At 46.9% G+C, this 15,939-nt stretch carries 14 protein-coding genes; 10 read left to right on the forward strand and 4 right to left on the reverse strand.

Annotated features, from left to right (window positions below; all coding sequences use genetic code 11):
* Nucleotides 1–191: 191 nt before the first annotated feature.
* The 9 genes from JNUCC31_RS32580 (at nucleotide 192) to JNUCC31_RS32620 (ending at nucleotide 11,100) form a co-directional block, all read left to right on the forward strand.
* Nucleotides 192–2,429 carry a glycoside hydrolase family 52 protein gene (locus tag JNUCC31_RS32580; RefSeq protein WP_192267403.1) on the forward strand — a complete coding sequence of 746 codons (2,238 nt, stop codon included), beginning with the start codon at nucleotides 192–194 and terminating at the stop codon, nucleotides 2,427–2,429.
* A complete protein-coding gene (locus tag JNUCC31_RS32585; protein ID WP_192267404.1) occupies nucleotides 2,426–4,576 on the forward strand; it encodes an alpha-glucuronidase family glycosyl hydrolase in 2,151 nt (716 codons plus the stop codon). Before JNUCC31_RS32580 ends, JNUCC31_RS32585 begins: the two co-directional genes overlap by 4 nt.
* 146 nt (nucleotides 4,577–4,722) lie before the next feature.
* Nucleotides 4,723–5,790: an NAD(P)-dependent alcohol dehydrogenase gene (locus JNUCC31_RS32590; RefSeq protein WP_192267405.1), complete on the forward strand. Its 1,068-nt coding sequence runs from the start codon at nucleotides 4,723–4,725 to the stop codon at nucleotides 5,788–5,790.
* 187 nt (nucleotides 5,791–5,977) lie between these two features.
* A complete protein-coding gene (locus JNUCC31_RS32595; protein ID WP_192273535.1) occupies nucleotides 5,978–6,226 on the forward strand; it encodes an HPr family phosphocarrier protein in 249 nt (82 codons plus the stop codon).
* 144 nt (nucleotides 6,227–6,370) lie between these two features.
* On the forward strand, nucleotides 6,371–6,619 hold the full coding sequence (locus tag JNUCC31_RS32600; RefSeq protein WP_062319704.1) for a type B 50S ribosomal protein L31: 249 nt from the start codon (nucleotides 6,371–6,373) through the stop codon (nucleotides 6,617–6,619).
* A 211-nt stretch (nucleotides 6,620–6,830) separates the two neighbouring features.
* Complete coding sequence (locus JNUCC31_RS32605) at nucleotides 6,831–7,136, forward strand: Dabb family protein (RefSeq protein WP_192267406.1); 306 nt, start codon at nucleotides 6,831–6,833, stop codon at nucleotides 7,134–7,136.
* A gap of 155 nt (nucleotides 7,137–7,291) precedes the next feature.
* Nucleotides 7,292–8,053: an SDR family NAD(P)-dependent oxidoreductase gene (locus JNUCC31_RS32610; protein WP_192267407.1), complete on the forward strand. Its 762-nt coding sequence runs from the start codon at nucleotides 7,292–7,294 to the stop codon at nucleotides 8,051–8,053.
* Nucleotides 8,054–8,282: 229 nt separating this feature from the next.
* On the forward strand, nucleotides 8,283–10,010 hold the full coding sequence (gene poxB / locus JNUCC31_RS32615) for a ubiquinone-dependent pyruvate dehydrogenase (protein WP_192267408.1): 1,728 nt from the start codon (nucleotides 8,283–8,285) through the stop codon (nucleotides 10,008–10,010).
* A gap of 334 nt (nucleotides 10,011–10,344) precedes the next feature.
* Nucleotides 10,345–11,100, forward strand: coding sequence for an SDR family NAD(P)-dependent oxidoreductase (locus tag JNUCC31_RS32620; RefSeq protein WP_192267409.1), 756 nt, complete (start codon nucleotides 10,345–10,347; stop codon nucleotides 11,098–11,100).
* Between the two features lie 97 nt (nucleotides 11,101–11,197).
* Here JNUCC31_RS32620 and JNUCC31_RS32625 read toward each other — a convergent pair whose 3' ends face one another.
* The 4 genes from JNUCC31_RS32625 to JNUCC31_RS32640 all read right to left on the reverse strand — a co-directional run bounded on the left by JNUCC31_RS32625 (nucleotide 11,198) and on the right by JNUCC31_RS32640 (nucleotide 14,562).
* Nucleotides 11,198–12,379, reverse strand: coding sequence for an MFS transporter (locus JNUCC31_RS32625; protein WP_192267410.1), 1,182 nt, complete (start codon nucleotides 12,377–12,379; stop codon nucleotides 11,198–11,200).
* A gap of 149 nt (nucleotides 12,380–12,528) precedes the next feature.
* Nucleotides 12,529–12,813, reverse strand: a complete 285-nt coding sequence (locus JNUCC31_RS32630) for an ArsR/SmtB family transcription factor (RefSeq protein WP_192267411.1) — start codon at nucleotides 12,811–12,813, stop codon at nucleotides 12,529–12,531.
* A gap of 174 nt (nucleotides 12,814–12,987) precedes the next feature.
* Nucleotides 12,988–13,332 (reverse strand): ribosomal L7/L12 family protein, encoded by a 345-nt coding sequence (locus tag JNUCC31_RS32635; protein ID WP_192267412.1) that lies wholly within the window; start codon nucleotides 13,330–13,332, stop codon nucleotides 12,988–12,990.
* A 39-nt stretch (nucleotides 13,333–13,371) separates the two neighbouring features.
* The gene (locus JNUCC31_RS32640; protein ID WP_192267413.1) at nucleotides 13,372–14,562 is read right to left on the reverse strand and encodes a cytochrome P450 family protein; all 1,191 of its coding nucleotides are present in this window, start codon (nucleotides 14,560–14,562) and stop codon (nucleotides 13,372–13,374) included.
* Nucleotides 14,563–14,854: 292 nt separating this feature from the next.
* Between JNUCC31_RS32640 and JNUCC31_RS32645 the strand changes: the two genes are divergently transcribed.
* Complete coding sequence (locus JNUCC31_RS32645) at nucleotides 14,855–15,832, forward strand: aldo/keto reductase (protein WP_192267414.1); 978 nt, start codon at nucleotides 14,855–14,857, stop codon at nucleotides 15,830–15,832.
* Nucleotides 15,833–15,939 lie beyond the last annotated feature (107 nt).

Consider the following 15,939-nt stretch of genomic DNA (forward strand, 5'->3'; position numbering starts at 1 on the left):
GGCTGTTCCTTACGGAAGTGATGGAATACGATAAAACATAAACGGATGTAACCGCCTTCATTATATTATAGTCTATCAGCTTGATTTGGGTAAATATCCGATTGATTTGACCATGGTCTATGGTGGAATGCCCATGGTAGGATGGGGCTAATGAAAACGCATGCAAACCATTTTGAGAGGGGTCATCATTTATGAGTACATCCAAAAAATCCATTTTTTATAATGCCCATCACTCACCGATCGGAGCTTTCGCCAGTTTCACGCTTGGTTACAAAGGAGCTAAAGGCGGCCTGGGACTGGAGCTTGGCAAGCCAGCAGATCAGAATATATATATCGGTTTACAGTCTCGCGACAGTGAGAACTACGAAGCATTACCATTTTTCGAAGCTGTTGAGGATGCGAGTGTTCGGTATGATGTCGAGAAAGTGGAAAATTCGGATTCGGATCAGGCATCGTCGACCTCAACGGAAAGTGAAGAGAGCACACCAGCTGGAGTTGGAGTGCAGATGTCGGGTTCGCTGATTTCAGCGTTTCGTGATGAAGATATTACCCGTGAATTTACTTTGGGCACAGATACGTGGACGGCGGGTGATCTGACCTTCCGAATTTACTCACCTGTGCGTCCTGTACCGGAACCGCTAAGTGGCGATCGTGAAGCATTAATGGATGCGCTTGTGCCAGCAGTGCTGGTGGAGATGACGATTGATAACACGCAAGGACAGAAGCCGCGCAAAGCGTATTTTGGTTATCAGGGTAATGATCCTTACTCCGCCATGCGTATCATCGGAGGACCGGAGGGTGGAGCATTAACGGGGGTTGGACAAGGACGCTTAACCGCCATTTTGTCTGCGGATGAGGGACTATGGCCTGCGCGCGGATTTACACTGGAAAAGATATTACAGGAGAAACATCGCGAGAACCTGGCTTTCGGATTAGGCGAAACAGCTGCATTATTGATGGACGTTCCAGCGGGAGAGAAGCGTACGTTCCAATTTGCCGTATGTTTCTATCGAGGCGGGATTGTTACTTCGGGTATGGACACGACCTATTGGTATACCCGTTATTTTGCGGATATCCTGGAAGCTGGGCAATATGCGCTTGACCGTTTTAGTGAGTTGACTGCTTCCTGTCAGGAAGTTGAGCAACGTCTTGGCGTATCTGCTTTGAGTGAAGATCAGTCCTTTATGCTTGCCCATTCCATTCACAGCTACTATGCAAGCACACAACTGCTGGATGCGGACGGCGAACCGTTCTGGATCGTAAACGAAGGCGAATACCGGATGATGAACACACTTGATCTGACTGCAGATCAGCTGTATTTTGAATTAGCTTTGAATCCCTGGACAGTGCGTAATGAGCTGGAGTGGTTTGTGAAGCGCTACAGTTATACAGACCAAGTGCGATTCCCGGGTGAAGAAAAGGAATATCCGGGAGGCATTACGTTTACTCATGATATCGGCGTAGCCAATGTATTCTCGCGTCCGGGACACTCGGCATATGAACTGGTGGGCATTGATGACTGCTTTTCGCAAATGAGCCACGAGGAACTGGTCAACTGGCTCTGTTGTGCAGCGGTATATATTGAACAGACGCAGGATCGGGAGTTTGTCAAGGAGATGCTTCCTGTCATCCGTGATTGCTTCGAAAGCATGTTAAACCGGGATCATCCGGATGAACAACAACGCAATGGCCTGATGGGTCTGGATAGCAGCCGTACCAAGGGCGGAGCCGAGATTACCACGTATGACAGCCTGGATGTGTCTCTTGGACAATCCCGGAATAACATCTACCTGGCAGGAAAATGCTGGGCTGTCTATGTTGCACTGGAGAAGCTGTTCGCAGCAGAGAAGCTGGGTGACCTGTCCCATCATGCAGGCCGTCAGGCGGATCGCTGTGCAGCCAGTATTGCAGCCCAGTTGACCGATGGGGGTTATATTCCGGCCGTTATCGCCGAAAATAATGATTCCCGCATTATTCCAGCCATTGAAGGTTTGGTGTTCCCTTACTTCACTGGCTGTGAAGGTGCGCTGGATGTAAATGGCCGTTTTGGTCCTTACCTGCAAGCACTTCGAACTCATCTTAAAACTGTTCTTGTACCTGGTACCTGTCTGTTTGAAGATGGAGGCTGGAAGCTGTCCTCAACAAGTAATAACTCGTGGCTCAGCAAAATATATCTGTCCCAGTTCATAGCGAGAGAATTACTGGGCGTGGCTTGGGATGAAACAGGGAAGGCATCTGATGCTGCCCATGTAAACTGGCTGTTGCATCCAGAGGAGTCCTACTGGTGCTGGAGTGACCAGATTCTGGCGGGCGTCGCGGTCGGAAGCAAGTATTATCCGCGTGGTGTAACATCGATTTTATGGCTCCTGGAAGGCAAAGGTACTCGTCTGGAGCAAATCTATGCCAGCAAGGAGGCGGCGGTGCAATGAGCAACACCACCCTTAAAACGCATATTTCCGGGCCGCAATATGATGCGTGGCTTGGTTATCTCCAAGGTCAGTCGGGGGGGAAGGGAGCTGCCAGAAAGGCAGCTCCAGTCTGGAGCCATACCGTGTCGGCGGAAGAAGATCAAGAACTTCTATCAACAGCCATAGCTGAACTGACTCAGGGGCTTGATAAGCTGTTTGGGATAAAGCCGAAAGTTAATCATGCAGCTTTCAGCCAAGCGAGTGAGCCGGATTTGGCTCATCAGGCGGCACAAGGGGTATGGCTGGGTACCTGGAAGGGTTCGAAAGCCGTAGCTCAAGCATTCAGCGACACGGAGCGCTCGGCTGTACACGGCGAAGGTTATATCATTCGCCAAGATACGGAACACGGCAGGTTATTTATTGGTTCTGAAACTCCTCAAGGTGTTCTGTACGGTACTTTTCATCTGTTGAGAGAACTGGTGCTGGACCAAGCAAGCTCAACTGAAGCGGATACTGCCACGGAAAGACTAAGTTATATTACCGAGCAACCCGTTAATGCCTTACGCATGATCAATCAGTGGGATAATGTGGACGGCAGCATCGAGCGCGGTTATGCCGGCAAGTCCATTTTCTATGACAACGGAGAATTCACGAAGGACCTTGGGCGTATCCGGGACTATGCCAGACTGCTTGCTTCCACAGGCATTAACGCGATCTCGATCAATAACGTAAACGTGCATAAGCGTGAAACCTTGTTCCTGACGGAGCGTTTCCTGGGTGATGTCGCCAAGGTTGCTGCAGCATTCAGAGCGTATGGCATTCGATTGTTCTTAAGTGCCAACTATGCAAGTCCAATAGAGATCGGCGGGTTGCTTACAGCAAATCCGCTGGATGAGCAGGTCCGTGAATGGTGGAACGTTCAGACAGCGAAGGTGTACGCGGCAATCCCGGATTTTGGCGGCTACCTGATCAAAGCGGATTCAGAAAATCGCCCAGGTCCATTTACGTATAACCGGGATCATGCCGATGGAGCCAATATGCTGGCCGAGGCTCTTCGTCCATTCGGTGGACTGGTGATCTGGCGCTGCTTTGTCTACAATTGCAAGCAGGACTGGCGTGACCGCTCTACAGATCGCGCGCGTGCGGCCTATGACCACTTCAAGCCACTGGATGGCCGATTTGCGGATAATGTCATTTTGCAGATCAAGAATGGACCGATGGACTTTCAGGTTCGGGAGGCCGTATCCCCGTTGTTCGGGGCCATGGAGCAAACAAATCAGGTATTGGAGTTCCAGATTACACAGGAGTATACGGGCCAGCAGCGACATTTGTGTTATCTGGTTCCACAGTGGAAAGAAGTATTGGATTTTGATACGTTTGCCAAGGGTCAGGGCTCTGAAATCAAACGTATCGCTGACGGCTCTCTGTACAACAGGCCCTATAGCGGCTTTGCCGCAGTCTCCAATATCGGCGCAGACGCTTGTTGGACGGGACACCCACTCGCTCAAGCGAATCTGTACGGATATGGAAGACTGGCCTGGAATCCGGAGCTGTCATCGGAAGAGATTGCGGAGGAGTGGGTCAGACTTACGTTTGGACATGACGAAGAGGTGGTTCGTCTCATCTCTGGCATGCTTCTGGATTCGTTGGAAATCTATGAAAGTTATACGGCACCGCTCGGTGTAGGCTGGATGGTCAATCCGGAGCACCATTATGGGCCTAATGTAGATGGCTATGAGTATTCCAAGTGGGGGACGTATCATTTTGCCGATCGTGATGGTATTGGCGTGGACCGGACAGTGAGCAGTGGAACGGGATATACATCGCAATACCACCGGGAAAATGCCGAAAGATATGAATCTGTAGATACCTGTCCGGATGAGCTGCTGTTATTTTTCCACCATGTCCCATATACCCACGTCCTGCATTCTGGCAAAACGGTCATTCAGCATATTTATGATACACATTTTGATGGAGCAGAGAAGGCAGCGGCGTTAGCCGAGACTTGGGGACAGCTGGAAGGCAAGATTGATCCGACTGTATTTAATAAGGTGGCTTCGTTACAGGCAGGGCAGGCGGAACATGCCAAGGAATGGAGAGACATGATCAATACGTACTTCTATCGCAAAAGCGGCATTGCAGATGAACAAGGCAGAACGATATTTTAACTTGGATTCTGGGGATAACAGCGATCGGAAGATGGTTCTGGCCGCGCAGCGGACAAGTGCTATAATCATTCGTTTAACTTTTATAGAACAGTCGAATCTTCTTCAGAGAAGAGCATAACGTTGGCAACATGAGAAGGAGGACATATATGGGACATCATCAAATACCCGAGACTATGAAGGCTGCCGTCATGACAACACCTGGGAACATTATCATGGAGGAACAGGCTGTACCCCAGCCTGCTGATGACGAAGTACTTATTAAGGTAATGGCGGTTGGCGTCTGCGGATCGGATGTGCATTATTTTGAACATGGCAGAATTGGCCGATTTGTGGTTGAGAAACCGATTATACTCGGACATGAATGTGCAGGTATCGTAGCATCTGTCGGCTCGAAAGTATCACGGTTGAAAGAAGGAGATCGGGTAGCCATTGAGCCTGGGGTAACCTGCGGACGATGCACGGCTTGTAAAGAAGGCCGATATAATCTGTGTCCCGATGTGCAATTTCTGGCGACACCTCCGGTGGATGGGGCATTTGTGCAGTATATGACAATTCGTGAAGATATGGTCTTTCCCATCCCGGATCATCTATCTTTTGAAGAGGCGGCGATGAACGAACCTTTCTCGGTAGGCATTCATGCTGCAAGACGCAGTAAACTGGCTCCTGGAACAACACTTGCCATTATGGGCATGGGACCTGTTGGACTGATGGCTGTGGCAGCTGCCAAATCGTTCGGTGTGGAACGCATCATCGTAACCGACCTGGAGGAAGTGAGACTGGAAGCCGCTCGCCGCATGGGCGCCACCCATACCATTAATGTACGGAATGAAGATGCACTGGCTGTGATCCGTGAGTTAACGAATGGTGTCGGTGTAGATACGGCGTGGGAAACAGCAGGTAATCCAAAGGCGCTTCAGTCTGCATTATATTCGCTCCGTCGCGGGGGCAAGCTTGCCATTGTAGGATTGCCTGCACAGGACGAAATTGCACTCAATGTTCCTTTTATTGCCGACAATGAGGTGGATATATACGGAATCTTCCGTTATGCCAATACGTATCCTGCGGGAATTGAGTTTCTGAGCTCAGGCCAGCATAATGTGATGTCCCTGATTACCGACCGTTATTCACTTGAGGAGACACAACAGGCTATGGAACGGGCATTGCATAATAAGAGTGGAAGTCTGAAAGTAATGGTATATCCGAACGGGAAATGAATCCATTTCAAGGGAGCCCTGATGTTCAGGGTTTCTTTTTTTGTATTTTTCACCATAAAAGGATTAAACAAGCTTCCATAACGTGGTATAATGCTTGAAGATTTTAATATATAAAATCATACACAACAAAATAGGTTGAACAGCAACTTAGCGAAAGGAACTGAAGGTTGTGAGAACACATGAATTTATGATTCACTCCGATTTCCACCGGGATGATCTGATGTCTGTATCTTCTCAAGCGGCGCGTTTTTCCTCGGATATATCATTGTCATTTACGGATGCTGATCATGAGCATCGTGTAGATGTCAAAAGCCTGCTCGGAATGGCGCTTCTTCCCATTCGACACGGGAGTGTGGTGAGATTACAAACCCGGGGAAGAGATGAACTTGAAGCATTGGAATACATGCTAAACGTACTGGAGAAAGACATAACTTGAACTTTGAAATCTGTGCAGATCAGTGTGAATTGTAAAATAATTATCGTTTTTTCAATTCCGACTGGTACTTCGTCCAAAAAAAGAGTATAATAAAGTTTAGTTCTATTCTAGGAAGTACCCATATTAAAGGAGTGTAAATAGATTATGCCAAAAGCTGACATCCATCCCAAGACACAAACTGTAATTTTCTTCGATGCAAGTGCTGATTACAAATTCCTGAGTTCTTCGACTAAATTCTCGAACGAAACAATGGAATGGGAAGATGGCAACACTTACCCGGTAATCCGTGTGGACACTAGCTCCGCATCCCACCCATTCTTCACAGGTAAACAAAGAAACGTGGACATCGGTGGACGTGTTGATAAATTTAACCGTAAATACAACATCAAATAGTTTGTCCTACCATTACAAGAAAACCTCGGGGATTTATCCCCGGGGCTTTTTTGTGTTTTGCCTGCCTAATAACCCATAGTTAACATGAGATAGCTTTCGGTGTCCAGATCAGCGACGACAAATAAATAATTGCATACAATTATTGCGCTTACATATCAAACGGAGGTACACTAGGAAGCAGAGTGAAATCATACTTGAGGAGGAAATAGAGATGAGTAGCATCAAACATATGGTAACGTTTACACTTTACGCAGGCAAGGGTACACCTGAAGCTGAGGCATTTTTGAAAGAAAGTGCGGATGCACTGACGAAGATTCCAGGTGTGGAGCAATTTGAGGTACTGCGTCAGGTAAGCGAAAAGAACGAGTTTGATTACAGTTTCTCGATGGTCTTTGCCGATCAGGCTGCGTATGATGCCTATAATGATCACCCCGTTCACCGCAAGTATGTCGAAGAACGGTGGGAAAAGGAAGTTAGTCGCTTCCAGGAAATCGATCTGATTCCGCACGGAAAGTAATAAACCGATGGATCACCATGAATAAAACAGAATAATAGCCAAGTACCGAAATCGTTTTCCATCTTATTATGGAGTCCAATCTTTTTCGAATACTGCTTTCTTCATTGCTGAATTTCGTTAATACACATGTAGTATAAAGGAGGGGACCTATCCCTATGAAATTAGATCTTACAGGTAAAACGGCGCTGGTGACTGGAGCAACCGGCCAATTGGGAAGGGTTATCGCTCGTACGCTGGCAGACTGTGGTGCAAACCTCGCGCTGCATTACATAAATAATGAAACGAAGGCCAGAGAGCTTCAAAGCGAGATTGAAGCTCTCGGTCGGAAAACGGTCATTGTTCAGGGTGATATCACCAAACAAGAAACGGCATTTCAGATGCGTGATGTAATTCAATCCGGCCTCGGCGATGTGGATATTGTGGTTGCCAATGCGGTTATCCAATATGCCTGGACAACCGTGCTGGAACAATCACCGGATGATTATATAAGCCAGTTTGAATCTTGCGTGATGCAGAGTGTCTATCTTGCAAAAGCATTCATTCCAACGATGAAGGAAGCAAGAGCTGGTCGATTTATTGGAATCAATACGGAATGTGCGATGCAAAATTTTGCTACACAGTCTGCATATACGGCGGGAAAACGCGGGATGGACGGTTTGTACCGTGTGCTGGCGAAGGAGGTAGGCGAGTATCAGATTACGGTCAATCAGGTTGCGCCAGGATGGACAATCAGTGAACGTGATCGGACCAGTGAGCCGGGATATGATGAGGGTTATATTCAAACGGTGCCGCTGAAGCGCAGAGGTGAAGATCAGGAAATCGCCAATGCGGTAGCTTTTTTGGCATCCGATCTGTCCTCTTTTATCACTGGAGCTTATATCCCGGTCAGTGGCGGCAATGTGATGCCAGCTATCTAAATCTGCTGATGGATGTGCATGAATTCAAGTATGAAATAAAAGGGAATATAAATTATTGTAGAACCATGATCCGCTTGTCAGTCCATGACCAGCGGTTTTTTTGCATTTTATATATCTATAAATACATATGATTTGTTTCGGGTTTCAAAAGATTGGGGTATAAGAATAGGTATATTAACACGGTGGAAACCTAACTCAAAATAAGTAAAAAAAGGAGACCCGACCTGATATGAAAAAAACAATAGCAGACGTTCTGGTCGAAGCATTATTGAACGCAGGCATCAAACGCATATATGGCATTGTTGGTGACTCCTTAAATGCGGTCCTCGATTCCATCCGCCGTTCGGGTAAAATTGAATGGATTCATGTCCGCCATGAAGAAGTGGCTGCTTTTGCGGCGGGGGCAGATGCCCAAGTGAGCGGAAGTATCGCAGTATGCGCAGGCAGTAGCGGACCAGGAAACATGCATTTAATTAACGGTTTGTATGACTGTCATCGGAATCGTGTGCCAGTACTTGCCATCGCAGCACATATTCCTAGTGATGAGATCGGAAGTGAGTATTTTCAGGCGACACATCCGGAGTATTTGTTTCAGGAATGCAGTCATTATTGTGAGGTGATTACAACGGCAAAACAGATGCCGCGTTCTTTTACGATGGCAATGCAAACCGCGGTTGCGCGATCAGGTGTTTCCGTGATTGTATTGCCTGGGGACGTAGCCGCCCTGGAAGCGGCTGATCTGCCCGTACCGGAGCATGTGTATCATGCCACCCAGCCTGTGGTACATCCTTCCGAACCTGAACTGTTGAAACTGGCGGGGTTCCTGAATCAAGGCAAAAACATTACGTTGCTGTGCGGAGCAGGCTGCGCTGGTGCGCGTGAACCTCTCATGCAGCTCTGTGATCGCTTGAAATCCCCAATGGTTATTGCTCTGCGAGGCAAGGAATATTTGGAGTACGATAACCCATACTCGGTGGGCCTTACCGGATTAATCGGGTATTCCTCCGGTTACCATGCCATGATGGATTGTGACGTGCTGTTGATGCTGGGAACGGATTTTCCGTACCGTCAATTCTACCCTAATGATGCAGTGGTACTTCAAGTGGATATTCAGTCATCTCATCTTGGTCGTCGTACGAAGCTGGACTATGGGGTATGTGGTGACGTGAAAGCTACGATTGAAACTTTATTGCCTTATCTGACGGAAGAGCATAGTGACAAGCATTTGCATAAAAGTGTGGAACGTTACGAAAAAGTGCGTAAAGAATTGGATGAGCTTGCTGTAGGAAAACCCGGGAAAAAGCCGATTCATCCTCAGTACTTAACCAAGCTCATCAGCGAAGCTGCAGCGGACAATGCGATCTTCACCTGCGATGTAGGTACTCCAACCGTTTGGGCAGCTCGCTACATTGAAATGAGTCGCAATCGCCGCTTGCTGGGTTCATTCAGTCATGGTACGATGGCGAATGCTCTTCCGCAGGCCATTGGGGCTCAAGTGTCAGATCCGGGACGACAAGTGATATCCTTGTCCGGTGATGGCGGGATTGCCATGCTGATGGGTGATCTTCTGACGCTTAAACAGCATAATCTTCCAATTAAAGTTGTCGTGTTTAACAACGGAGCACTCAGTTTTGTTGAACTGGAGATGAAGGCTGCGGGTTTGCTTGAATCTGGAACCGAGCTGGTAAATCCCAATTTTGCCATGGTAGCCCAAGCGATGGGCCTGGAGGGAATACGTGTTGAGGATCCGGGTGAACTGAAAGGGGCTATAGAGCGTGCATTGCAGCATGATGGTCCTGTACTGATCGACGTCGTGGTGAACCGGCAGGAGCTGTCCCTGCCTCCGAAGATTAATATGAAACAGGCCGAAGGCTTCACTTTATGGATGATGAAGGCCGTATTGAATGGGCGTGGCGATGAGCTGATCGAGCTGGCAAAAACCAATTTGCTGAGATAAGTATTATGTTCGTTTAGTAATATCGGGCCGTGTTAAACTGTTGATCTGACAATGTATTGCATAAAATTAATCTGTACATCTCACCCAAAAGAAGGAGACCTCTACCCGCTTTTATTAAGGACTCTCCTTCTTGAGGTGTCTGGCATGTGATACATATTATAATAACAGTTATATGATATGAATTGTTTTAAAGTCATAACTCCATTAAAATAGGTATAGCCAGCAGGCTTTAATTTTTTTCCCCTACATAGGTTACATACCAATGCAAGACCGCTTCATATCGAATGAACCGATCCGATGACAGATGACGAACACACACATGGAGGAGATCAGAATGAGTCACAAAGGAAAAGTAGCAATTATCACTGGAGCAGGAAGTGGATTGGGCCAAGCGACCGCACTGAAGCTGGCTGAGAAGGGCGCGTCTATTGTGGTCGTTGATCTCAAGGCAGAGACCGGTCAGGAAACTGTAAAACAGATTGAGCAGCTTGGTGGTAAAGCGATTTTTGTTCAAGCGGATGTTAGCAAGGCGAACGAGGTAGAGAATTATGTGAACAAAACGATCGAGCAATTCGGCCGAATTGACATGTTCTTCAATAATGCCGGGATTGCTGGTCCTGGAATCAAATTAATTGAGCATACCATCGAGCAGTTTGACCAGATCATTGATATTAACTTGAGAAGTGTATTTTACGGGTTGAAATACGTCATTACTGAAATGCTCAAAACGGGCGGTGGTTCAATCGTGAATACCGCATCTACAGCAGGAATTGTTGGTGTTCCGGCAGTTGCGCCATATGCAGCGACGAAGCACGGTGTAGTTGGACTGACACGAACAGCTGCCATTGAATATGGCAAAGAAAATATTCGCGTGAATGCCATTGCTCCAGGCACGATTGAGACACCAATGGTGGTTCAGTTTGGTAAGGATAACCCGGAAGTGTTCAAAGCGACTATGGACAGTATTCCGTCTGGCCGTCTAGGCAAGCCTGAGGAGATTGCCAATCTGGTATCCTTCCTGCTTGGAGATGAAGCTCCGTACATTAATGGCGCTGTTTATCCAATTGATGGTGCGGTAACTGCACAATAAGACATGAGTCCGAATGAAGAAGAAAGAGAGGATACTGTAATGTCACAGTACCTCTCTTTTTGCATATTACTATTTTTATTCTTGAGCTTATGCTCCATCAGGCCACATTGGAAGAATTGGTTTCAGCCACAGCGGCATCTGTCTGGCGATAGACCAGAGTGATAATGATCATTGCAATGGCCACCCCTGCAGCTCCAATCCAGGTGATGGATGACAACGAAACTGCGCTGACGGCAATTCCTCCAATACCGGCGCCGGCAGCCATCGCCAGCTGCATAACCGAACTGTTCAGACTCAGCATAATCCCGGACGATTCCGGGGCCATCGTAACCAGATGGTATTGCTGTGTTGGACCGGAAGACCAGGCGGCGAAGGACCACAGAATCAGTACAATGAAAATAGTCACTCCCGAATGGGCGGTAACATTCAGCAGGATCAGGCTTACGACATGCAAAGCCATTCCCATGAGGAGTGTTCTTTTTACTCCCAAACGATCGGCGCTGAATCCTCCGGATTTGGAACCAATGAGACTTGCAATACCAAAGGCCAGCAAAGCAGAACTTAACAACGTTTCGCTCATGCCTGCAATAGATACCAGGTAAGGCGAAATATAGGTATAGGCAATGGAGTAGCCTGCTAACCAGAAAAAGGTGACAAGCAGCGCAAATCCGATGCGAGGTTGTTTAAGCAAGGCTAGTTGTTTTTTCAAAGGAACCGGCGCTTCCCCTTCTGATGATGGGATTGTAGATGCGATAACCACCATGGCGATGATACCCAAAACCGCGATGCCTGCAAATACAAGTTTCCAGTCCCAAGCCGCAGCAACCATTCTTCCCAAAGGAACCCCCACGATCAATGAGGCGGTAAACCCGGTAATGACCGTTGCGATGGCGCTGGCCTGTTTGCCCTCAGCGGCTATCTTGGCTGCGACGGTCAAGGCTGTAACAACGACGACTCCGGCTCCAAGAGCCATCAGGACTCGTGCAGCGATAAAGAGCCCATATCCGGGCAACAGGTAGGCCAAGACGTTACCTGCAACAAACAGACCCAGAAAGTAGAGCAACAGCTTGCGTCGATCCATGCGGGAAGTTAACGCGATGATTATGGGTGTTCCGAGTGCATAAACGAGTGAAAAGATCGTAATCAGTTGTCCCGCAGCAATTAAAGAAATATTCATGGTGTCCGAGATCCGGTCCAGAATACCGGCAATGACATATTCGGAGGTCCCTACAAGAAAGCTGACCAAGGCGAGAACATAGATTTTCCATGTGTTAGACATAAGCTTGTAACCTCTTTTCCATTATAATTATTATATTTTTAGAAATATAGAAATAAAGACGAGAGAAGGGGAAAGCAAAATGATTAATTTATCAACGCATTGATGATATTTTCGTATTTCTAGTATCATCGAAATAATGAACAAAAATTTTATTTTCCCATCAAATAAGGGACAAATCTCTGCACAACGTCCGTATTCAGGCTGTAGTAAATATACGTACCTTTCTTCTGTGATGTCAGCAAACCACAATCGGATAGTTGCTTCAGGTGATGAGATAACGTGGAGAGCGCGACGGTTACCAGGCGATTTTCCAGATCAGCAGGACACAGATTGCTCTCACCCGCAAGGATTTGGATGATTTTATATCTCGTATGTTCACCCAGTGCTTTATGAATTTTGACGGCCTGTTCAGCATCTTTCGAATGGGGTTGCATCAATATCGCTCCTTTCGTCTTTATTTCTTATTTCTATAAATATTGAAATAACTTTATCATGCCTTTGGCAAAAAGTAAACTCCCTGCAAGACTATTGCATCCAGTCGAAAACGAATCAACTGAAATCAAAAGCCTTCAGGGAGTTGGGGATTCGATAAACACGAGGATCATGAATTACAGTCGTTCAAGAGATTCAACATAGTCTTTGGCATCTTTAAGAGACAGATTTCTGGCTTCACGAGCCTTCTTGATCGCTATTATTTTTTTGCCCTGTTGTGCAAGTGCCTGTAATTCCCTATCAAGTTCGGTCCAATCAGCCGGATTCGGTGGAGATGAAGAACGATTCAGTGGAGGTGAGTTATAGCTAAAAGAGGACTGCGCAGTACTGCCTGCCCCATTCTCCAACCGCTCTACATCCCTTTTCAGTTCATTCAATTGAGCCTGAAGACTGGTGATTCGAAACAATAAGATAAGGATAAGAAGTATAAAAACGATCAAAACAATAGTGTTGATTTCCATCTAGTTGATTTCCTCACTCTCATGACTCCAATTGAACACTTATTTAAGCCGGATCGGAATTTCCTTAACACCTCGAACAATCATACCAGGTCTCCATTCAAGTTCATTAACATCAGCCTGAAGCTGCATCTCGGGAAAGCGGCGAAGCAGCGTGCTGATGGCAATCTCGCCTTCCAGTCGCGCAAGAGGTGCTCCCAGACAAAGGTGAATGCCTTTGCCAAAAGCCAGATGCGAACTTTTCTCGCGAGTGATGTCAAAGACATCCGCATCCTTAAATTTCTCTTCATCCCGGTTGGCTGAATCCAGCGCAACGATAACAAGTTCGCCTTCAGCTATGTGATGTCCATGAAATTCGATATCTTCTGATGCCCAGCGAGACGTACTGAATTCAACAGGACCGTTATAACGGAGCATTTCCTCCACAGCATTATGAATTAATTCAGGCTGCTTGATCAGCAGGTCGCGTTGATCGGGGTGCTCCAAAAGGGCAAGTACGCCATTGCCGATGAGATTAACCGTTGTTTCGTGTCCAGCGATGATCAACAGAGCAACAACACCAAGCAGTTCCTTTTCGGATAGCTTTTCTCCTGATTCCTCTGCCACGACAAGCTGACTGATCAGATCGTCGCCCGGCTGCTCGCGTACTTTGGCGAACCAGGCATTCAGGTAATCAATGAACTCTTTGGCATGCTGATTAAAGACTTCGTCATTCTCCTCACTTGTCGCATCGATAATGGAGTTGGACCATAACCTGAATTTGTCCTGGTCTTCAAGTGGTACACCGAGGATCTCGCTAATGACAATAATCGGCAATGGAAAAGCGAACTCATCAATCAGATTCATTTTGTCCTGAGAATTAAGATTATCCAGAAGATCGTTGGCAATATCCTGAATATGGCTTCTCATGCCCTCAATCAATCGGGGAGTAAAAGCCTGCTGTACGAGTCCACGCAATCGGCGATGGTCGGGTGGATCTGAAAAAAGCATGTTATGCACGAAGATATTCTGCTGATCTGGCCCGTACCGTTTGACTACATCCTTACTGAAGCGGTTGTCTTTCAATACTTCGACTGCATTCTCATATCGTGTGATCATCCAGCCCAATTCGCCATGAGGGAACATGACTCTGAAGACCGGATCACTTTCTCTAAATTTTTCATAAACAGGGTAGGGGTTATGGGTAAACTCCTTGGTGAAGAACTCAGACTGTGAAGTTTCATTTGTACTCAAAATGTTGATCTCCTCTCATCAAAAGCTCCTAATGTCATGCGCTTATCTAAGGGATCATATGTTAATTTCGGTGGCTTCATACGAAAAAGCCTGCACCATCTATATATTCAATATTAGAATGATTGAAACCTTGCTTTCAATGAACAAATATGATACGAGAGACCAATAAAACCAGAATGGCTTCAATTTAAAAATGAACTCGGGAATAATATAGCAGGTAAATATAGGGAGGGTAAAGAAGAAACAGGATAGGAAAGAAATTTGATAAATAAAAAACCGAGGAGAGTGCGTTATGTCCATATCACAGCTGCCCCTGCACCATCGCCAGATTCCAGCTAGTCCGCTTGTGCTTGGTTGTATGCGTTTCGGAGGCGATTGGGATGGCATGCCGATTACCGAAGATCTCGTATTGGAAGGTCATAAAGCCGTGGAGGCAGCCCTTGAGATAGGAATTAACCATTATGATCTGGCGGATATTTACACACGAGGTAAAGCAGAACATGTCATGGGCCGCGTACTATCAGAGCGGAAAGGCCTAAGAGAGCAGATCATCCTGCAATCCAAATGCGGCATACGTCTTGTTGGTGATGACGAAGGCCCTCAACGGTATGATTCTTCCGGTACACATATTTTAGCGAGCGTGGATGGTATTCTTACGCGTTTGGGCGTTGAGTATCTGGACATTTTATTGCTTCATCGTCCTGATCCGCTTGCGCATCCGCAAGAGATCGGGGAAGCACTAGCGAAACTGCATCAAGCTGGCAAAGTCCGTCATTTTGGCGTGTCCAATATGGGTTCCGAACAGATTCGTCTTCTTCAACTGCATAACAGCGTGCCCTTGATTGTCAATCAGCTTGAGATGAGTTTGGACAAAATCGGTTTTGTCGAGGCGGGAGTCACCGTTAATCGACCCCAATCCAAAGACAATGTCTTTCCTTATGGGACGATGGAATATTGTCAGGCGGAGCATATCCAATTGCAGGCATGGGGACCGCTCGCGCAGGGTCGATTTACAGGCAGGGTTGTTGAAGGACAACGCCCCGAAATTGAGCACACAGCCCAATTGGTGGATCGGATGGCGAAGGAGCGAGGGGTTACCCCGGAAGTGATCGTATTGGCTTGGTTAATGAAACATCCGGCAGGTATTCAACCAGTGATCGGTTCGATTCGTCCAGAACGTATTCTGGCCTGTCGGGACGCTGCCAAAACGGAGTTGACAAGGTATGAATGGTACGAGCTGTATTCCGCATCATGTGGAAGAAGAATGTAAGGGAATCGTGTAGATCAATGTGAAACGCAGGCTCCTATAACCAAAGCACTTTTTAAACAACAAAATGAATTTCATTTCTATCCGTATATATCGCCATAAACTAAAGG

Source organism: Paenibacillus sp. JNUCC-31, from assembly GCF_014844075.1.
In the GTDB taxonomy this organism is placed as follows: Bacteria; Bacillota; Bacilli; order Paenibacillales; family Paenibacillaceae; genus Paenibacillus.